At 58.5% G+C, this 5,322-nt stretch carries 5 protein-coding genes and 1 pseudogene; 3 read left to right on the forward strand and 3 right to left on the reverse strand.

Translation table 11 applies throughout. The features are described from left to right. Positions 1-175: 175 nt before the first annotated feature. On the forward strand, positions 176-514 hold the full coding sequence (locus tag HWY30_RS43280) for an integrase core domain-containing protein (protein ID WP_090812102.1): 339 nt from the start codon (positions 176-178) through the stop codon (positions 512-514). A 40-nt stretch (positions 515-554) separates the two neighbouring features. Here the strand turns inward: HWY30_RS43280 and HWY30_RS40340 are convergent. The 3 genes and pseudogenes from HWY30_RS40340 to HWY30_RS40350 all read right to left on the reverse strand — a co-directional run. Continuing rightward, positions 555-947 (reverse strand): annotated as a pseudogene (locus tag HWY30_RS40340) (carboxylate--amine ligase); the annotation flags it as partial. Positions 948-954: 7 nt separating this feature from the next. Then, complete coding sequence (locus HWY30_RS40345) at positions 955-1,842, reverse strand: amidohydrolase family protein (RefSeq protein WP_090811069.1); 888 nt, start codon at positions 1,840-1,842, stop codon at positions 955-957. Next, complete coding sequence (locus tag HWY30_RS40350; RefSeq protein ID WP_090811067.1) at positions 1,839-3,143, reverse strand: MFS transporter; 1,305 nt, start codon at positions 3,141-3,143, stop codon at positions 1,839-1,841. The genes HWY30_RS40345 and HWY30_RS40350 overlap by 4 nt, the downstream gene beginning before the upstream one ends. A gap of 143 nt (positions 3,144-3,286) precedes the next feature. Between HWY30_RS40350 and HWY30_RS40355 the strand changes: the two genes are divergently transcribed. Both HWY30_RS40355 and HWY30_RS40360 read left to right on the forward strand, forming a co-directional pair. Next, on the forward strand, positions 3,287-4,030 hold the full coding sequence (locus tag HWY30_RS40355) for a GntR family transcriptional regulator (RefSeq protein ID WP_090811065.1): 744 nt from the start codon (positions 3,287-3,289) through the stop codon (positions 4,028-4,030). 306 nt (positions 4,031-4,336) lie between these two features. Continuing rightward, positions 4,337-5,322: MFS transporter (locus HWY30_RS40360; RefSeq protein WP_176079043.1), on the forward strand; the 986-nt coding region annotated here is incomplete at its 3' end.

Raw genomic sequence — 5,322 nt, forward strand, 5'->3', positions numbered from 1 at the left:
AACACATTGAATACCAGGCCCCGGAAAACACTCGGCTGGAAGACGCCTGCGGAGGCCTTGGACGAATACCTAAAATCTGTTCAATAATCTAGTGTTGCAACGACCGGTTGAATCCGCCCAGTACACGTCCATTGCCTTTGGGCGGCGATGCCGCGAAGCAGGCGTACAGCCGTCGATGGGCACGGCCGGCGATGCCTATGACAACGCGATGTGCGAGTCGTTCTTCGGCACACTCGAAGCCGAACTGCTCTGTCGTGAACACTTCGCGACCCACGAACAGGCACGGCGGCGTCTGTTCTCGTTTCTGGAGAGCTGGTACAACATACGCCGCCTGCACAGCAGCATCGGCTACTGTTCGCCGCTCGAGTTCGAAAACCTGCATGCGCAGGATCAAAGCTTATCGCCGCGCGGGTTGCCCACCGCCGGGCAGCGTCGTGGTCGTGACAGGCGACCCGCCGCCCGACCGTGGACAACCCGCGATTCAACCTTATCGGGAGGTGCCACACCGCATTAAATTCAACTGCAAATCTATCCGTCGAACCGGGTCAACCTCAGTCGACGCCACCGTGATGTGTGAGCGTCATCGTCGGTGCGCGGAAGTGTGTCGAGTCGGTAATCGAGAAATAGACCTCGTACTCGGCCGGCACACCCGCCTCAAAGGTCACACCGTTGGCTTTCGACACAGTATTGGCAACGTGATGTTCGACGAAGTAAAGACGCTCCTTCTCCTTCAAGGCGGTCGTCAGGTCAGTCGCGCGGCCAATCAGACCGGCCTTGCCCTTCTTGCCAACACCGCCCTTGAAAACCGGCTTGATGAAAATCATGCCGTGCTTTTTCAGCATCGCTCGAATCTGTTCTTCGCTAGCGTCCGGACCCAGAATCTCGGGCGTCGGAAAGCCCACGAACTGCAGCAATCTGGCGCCGTGCAACATACCGGTGACTTGCATGATGACCTCAGGAAGTGAGTTGGGAAGTCGGTGTCGTCGGGACAATATCCCTCACGGGGTCTTTGTCGAACCCGTAAAACGAGTGCGGGGTTGAGCACAGGATTGCCTCGACAATCGCGGGCGCAAGATGTAAGTCCAGCAACGCGGTAAGCGTCTGGCTGTAGTCCGTCGCATGTTCAAACTGCGTGTGTGGCCAGTCGCTACCCCACATCAGACGTTCGGCGCCAAATGCGTCTATGAGTTGGTCCGTGGCATCGCGCATGAAACTCGAGTCCGGCTCCGAGCACCGATAGGCGCCCGAAATCTTGACCCACACGCGGCCAGATGGGCCAAACTCCAACAGGTCGTTGAAGCCCGGGTCGCGTGTGCCGCTGTCCGGGTCAGGGCGGCCAAAATGGTCAACGACGACTGGCAAGCCCACATCCAGCAAAGTGTTGACGAGCGGCGCCAGGTCCGACGCCTCCCTGTGCAACTCAACATGCCAGCCTAGTTTTGATAACTGCCGCCAAAGCGTTACATATGGCGCCGAGCCCAGCTTGGGGAGCGTCTGTCCGACAAGGTTGAGACGCACGCCCGTCACACCCTGACAGTTCAGTCGCTGCAGGTCGTCTTCTGAAATTTCGGGGGACACGACTGCTACACCTCGCAGCCGGCTAATGTCGCTGGTCAGCGCCTGTAAAAGATGGCTGTTATCGGTGCCGAGAAAGCTGGGCTGGACAAGGACGGCATTGCCAATATCGTTCTCGTCCAGAAGCTTCAGGTAGGCGTCCAGCGTTGCGTCATAGTCGGGTGCGTAGCGCCGTCCGTCCGCCAGCGGCAGAGTCCTGGCAAACACGTGCGCGTGCGTGTCAACGCGCGGCAGCCGTGGCCGCCCGATGGATGGGGCCTGAGTCATCGCTGGCTCCGGTGATGGTCAAGCGCTAATTCGGCGTCGGCGACCAGTTGTGAAGCCTGCTCGACGCCGGACGGCCGCAAGCGCTTGCCGCGCGTTTCGGGAAGCAACAACACGGCAACCATCGCCAGCCCGTACGCAATTGCGGCATCGATACCAATCGCTGCTCCCAGCGACATCGAATGACTCATGTACCCGACCAGCACCGGGAAACCCGCCGAGGCGATGCGACCGAAGTTGTAGCAAAAGCCGACGCCTGTCCCGCGCATGTCCGCAGGATAGAGTTCGTTGAAAAGTGCGCCCAGGCTGGCCGGGATGCCGGCGGCGAAAAAGCCTAGCGGGAAGCCCAGAACAAGCATCTGCGTGTTGCTCAAGGGAAGCATCACGTAGGCGAGCACAGTGACGATGCAAGAAAATGCAAAGAATGCGATGTTGCGACGCCGTCCGATACGGTCGAGCAGGTAAGCGCTCGCCATACAGCCGCACCAGAAAGCCACGATAACAACCGCAAGATACCCACCGGTGTTGAGGACCGACAGATGTCTTTCCTTGGAGAGGAAGGTCGGCAGCCAGGTCATGATGGCGTAGTACCCGCCGTGTGCGCCTGTGCCCAGAATCGCCCCGATAACGGTGGTCTTGATGACGCGCGGCTGGAATACTTGCGCGATTTGCCCCCACACAGAAACCGCTGGTTCAGCGCGAGACGGCTCAACGCGCACAGGTTCGCGGAGATTGCGGCGGACGTAAAGGACGAGAAGCGCGGGCAGCAGGCCAGCACCGAACATGACACGCCACGCCGTGTCTGACGGCAACCACGAAAAAGCTGCGGCATACAACAGCACTGCGCCGGCCCAGCCGACAGCCCAGGCGCTCTGTACCGCGCCCATGGCCTTGCCGCGGTGTTCCGTCCGGATGGTCTCAGCCATCAACACGGCGCCTGCAGCCCACTCTCCGCCGAACCCGAACCCTTGCAGGGCCTTCAGGACCAGTAGTTGAGGAAAACTCTGGGCGAAGGCACAAAGGAAAGTGAATCCTGCAAACCAGAGAATCGTAATCTGCAGCGTCCGCACCCGACCAATCCTGTCGGACAAGGCGCCCGCCAGCCAGCCGCCCATCGCCGATGACACCAGTGTCACGCCGCTGATCGCGCCCGCCTGGGTGTGGTCGATGCCGTACGCTGCGATGATTGCGGGGATTGCCAGGGTAAACATCTGCACATCAAGGGCATCGAGGCCCCAACCCGCGAAACATCCCCAGAAGGTGTTTCGTTCGAGAGGTGTGCCTTGCTTGTACCAGGTGAACATCGCCGTCTCCAAGGTAAATTCATATATTCATGTATATGACTATATGTTTAGTTTAGGCGCTTCGACGAAGAAGTCATTGGGGATTTACCCTTGTTCCGGCAGATGTTGTACAGTGACTATTCCTGTGAACAACTATATGAATCATGGATATGCAGTCGTTCTCGGCCAGGCCAGACAGTCGATTGCCGCGATACCAGCAGCTACGCGATGACCTGGTGCGCCGCATCGCGGAGGGCGAGTGGGCGCCAGAAAAGGCAATCGACACAGAGGCGGAGCTCAGCCTGTTTTATAACGTGTCGACCGGCACACTTCGGAAAGCCATTGATTTGCTGGTGGCCGACGGGGTACTCACCCGCACCCAGGGAAAGGGGACCTTTGTCCGGCGCCCCCGCTTTGATTCGTCGTTGTTCCGCTTCTTCCGATTCAAGTCAGCTGACGGGAAGCCGGTCCGACCGACGGCGAAGGTGCTCAGCCGCGAGGTCGTCAAGCCAAACGAGACGATTCGCTCAACCTTGCAGATGAAGGCGACGGAGAAGGCTGTTCATCTCTCGCGGGTACGACTGATTGAGGGACAACCCGTTTTGTCGGAAGAAATATGGCTACCTCGAAGCCGTTTCGAAGCGCTGGCGACTCTTCCCCTTGGTGGCTTCGAGGATTTGCTTTATCCACTCTACGAGCGGCTTTGCCGTCAAATCGTCGCATCCGCAACCGAGATTCTGAACGTCGAACAGGCGACGGACGCTGATGCAGCGCTCTTGCATATCGACGTTGGCAGCCCGGTAATCCTTGTGCACCGTGTGGCATCCGATTTCGCCGGGACGCCTATTGAATGGCGCACCACGCGTGGTGCTGCTGCAGCGTTCCAGTATCAGGTCGATATTCGCTGACAACGCGACTTCCTCGCCGCGTTTGGTGCTGTCATAGGGACCGACAACGCGAACTGACTTTCTGTCACCGGCAGGTCGCATTTTTCCTGCGACTTTCAGGCTCTACACCTCGTTCGCCGAATACATCACTGGTCGCCAGCTGCGGCCGCAGCTCGCTTGCGTGCGCTCGTTCGGGTTATACCTCATTGCAGCCCGACCTCGAACATACAAACATATACATGACTATATCAATCTGCTTGTTTTCGTCTGACTGACCGTTTTCGAAACGCCAGTCGCGCGGCAGCGGGCATGGAACTTGGAGCGAACATGTCTACGTCCGTAACACGTGAGCAGCAGGTAATGAAGAAAATGGCATGGCGGCTGATGCCGCTGCTGATTGTCATGTTTCTCATCGCATTCATCGACCGGCAGAACGTCGGCTTCGCGAAACTGGAAATGGTTCAGGCACTCGGCATGACGGAAGCCGCGTATGGCCTCGGAGCATCGCTGTTTTTCATTGGCTACCTGCTGTTCGAGGTGCCCAGCACACTGGCGCTACATCGGTTTGGGGCCCGGACGTGGCTCGCTCGCATCATGATTACGTGGGGCGTCGTTACAGTGCTAATGGCGTTCACCAGGTCCCTGCCAGCTTTTTACTCGTTTCGGTTTGCGCTGGGTGTTGCTGAAGCCGGGTTTTATCCAGGCGTCATTTACTATCTGACGCAGTGGTTTCCTCAAAGCTACCGGACACGTGTGCTTGGCCTTTTTACCCTCGGCAGTTCGCTGGCAAACATGCTTGGCGCGCTGGTCGGAGGGCTGCTCCTTTCCTTGGGCGGAACACTGGGACTGGCGGGTTGGCAATGGGTCTTCCTTGCCACCGGTCTTCCGGCAATACTGATTGCCTTCGTAGCGCTTAAATATCTACCGAGCTCCGTCGAGGAAGCCAACTTCCTTTCTCAGGATGAGAAGGACATTGTGGTCGCAGCGCTTGTGCGCGAAGCGTCCCCGGAAGCAAAGGAGTCCCGGCCATGGGCGGCATTGCTTGACCCGAAGGTTCTCATGTTCGCAGCAACCTACATGCTGATGTCGACGTCGCTCTACGGCGTTACGTACTGGCTGCCCACGTTGGTTAAGAGCTGGGGCGTTTCGTCGAGCGTCAATGGCCTGCTTAACATGATTCCGTGGGCACTCGCGGCTCTTCTCCTGCTTTGGCTTCCCGGGAAGCTCAAACGTGAACAGGTGGTGTTAAAAGCAATGGCCATAGTCGCCGGCATCGGCGTCGTATGCTTTGCATCGAGCCTCGTGTTGCCGAC

The sequence above is a fragment of the Paraburkholderia tuberum STM678 genome, from assembly GCF_902833905.1.
GTDB lineage: Bacteria > Pseudomonadota > Gammaproteobacteria > Burkholderiales > Burkholderiaceae > Paraburkholderia > Paraburkholderia tuberum.

Excerpts from the sequence above, each read along its gene's own strand:
- HWY30_RS40355 (WP_090811065.1), top strand. The coding sequence starts at position 3,287 with ATGGATATGCAGTCGTTCTCGGCCAGGCCAGACAGTCGATTGCCGCGA.
- HWY30_RS43280 (WP_090812102.1), top strand. The coding sequence starts at position 176 with ATGGGCACGGCCGGCGATGCCTATGACAACGCGATGTGCGAGTCGTTC.
- HWY30_RS40345 (WP_090811069.1), bottom strand. The coding sequence starts at position 1,842 with ATGACTCAGGCCCCATCCATCGGGCGGCCACGGCTGCCGCGCGTTGAC.
- HWY30_RS40350 (WP_090811067.1), bottom strand. The coding sequence starts at position 3,143 with ATGTTCACCTGGTACAAGCAAGGCACACCTCTCGAACGAAACACCTTC.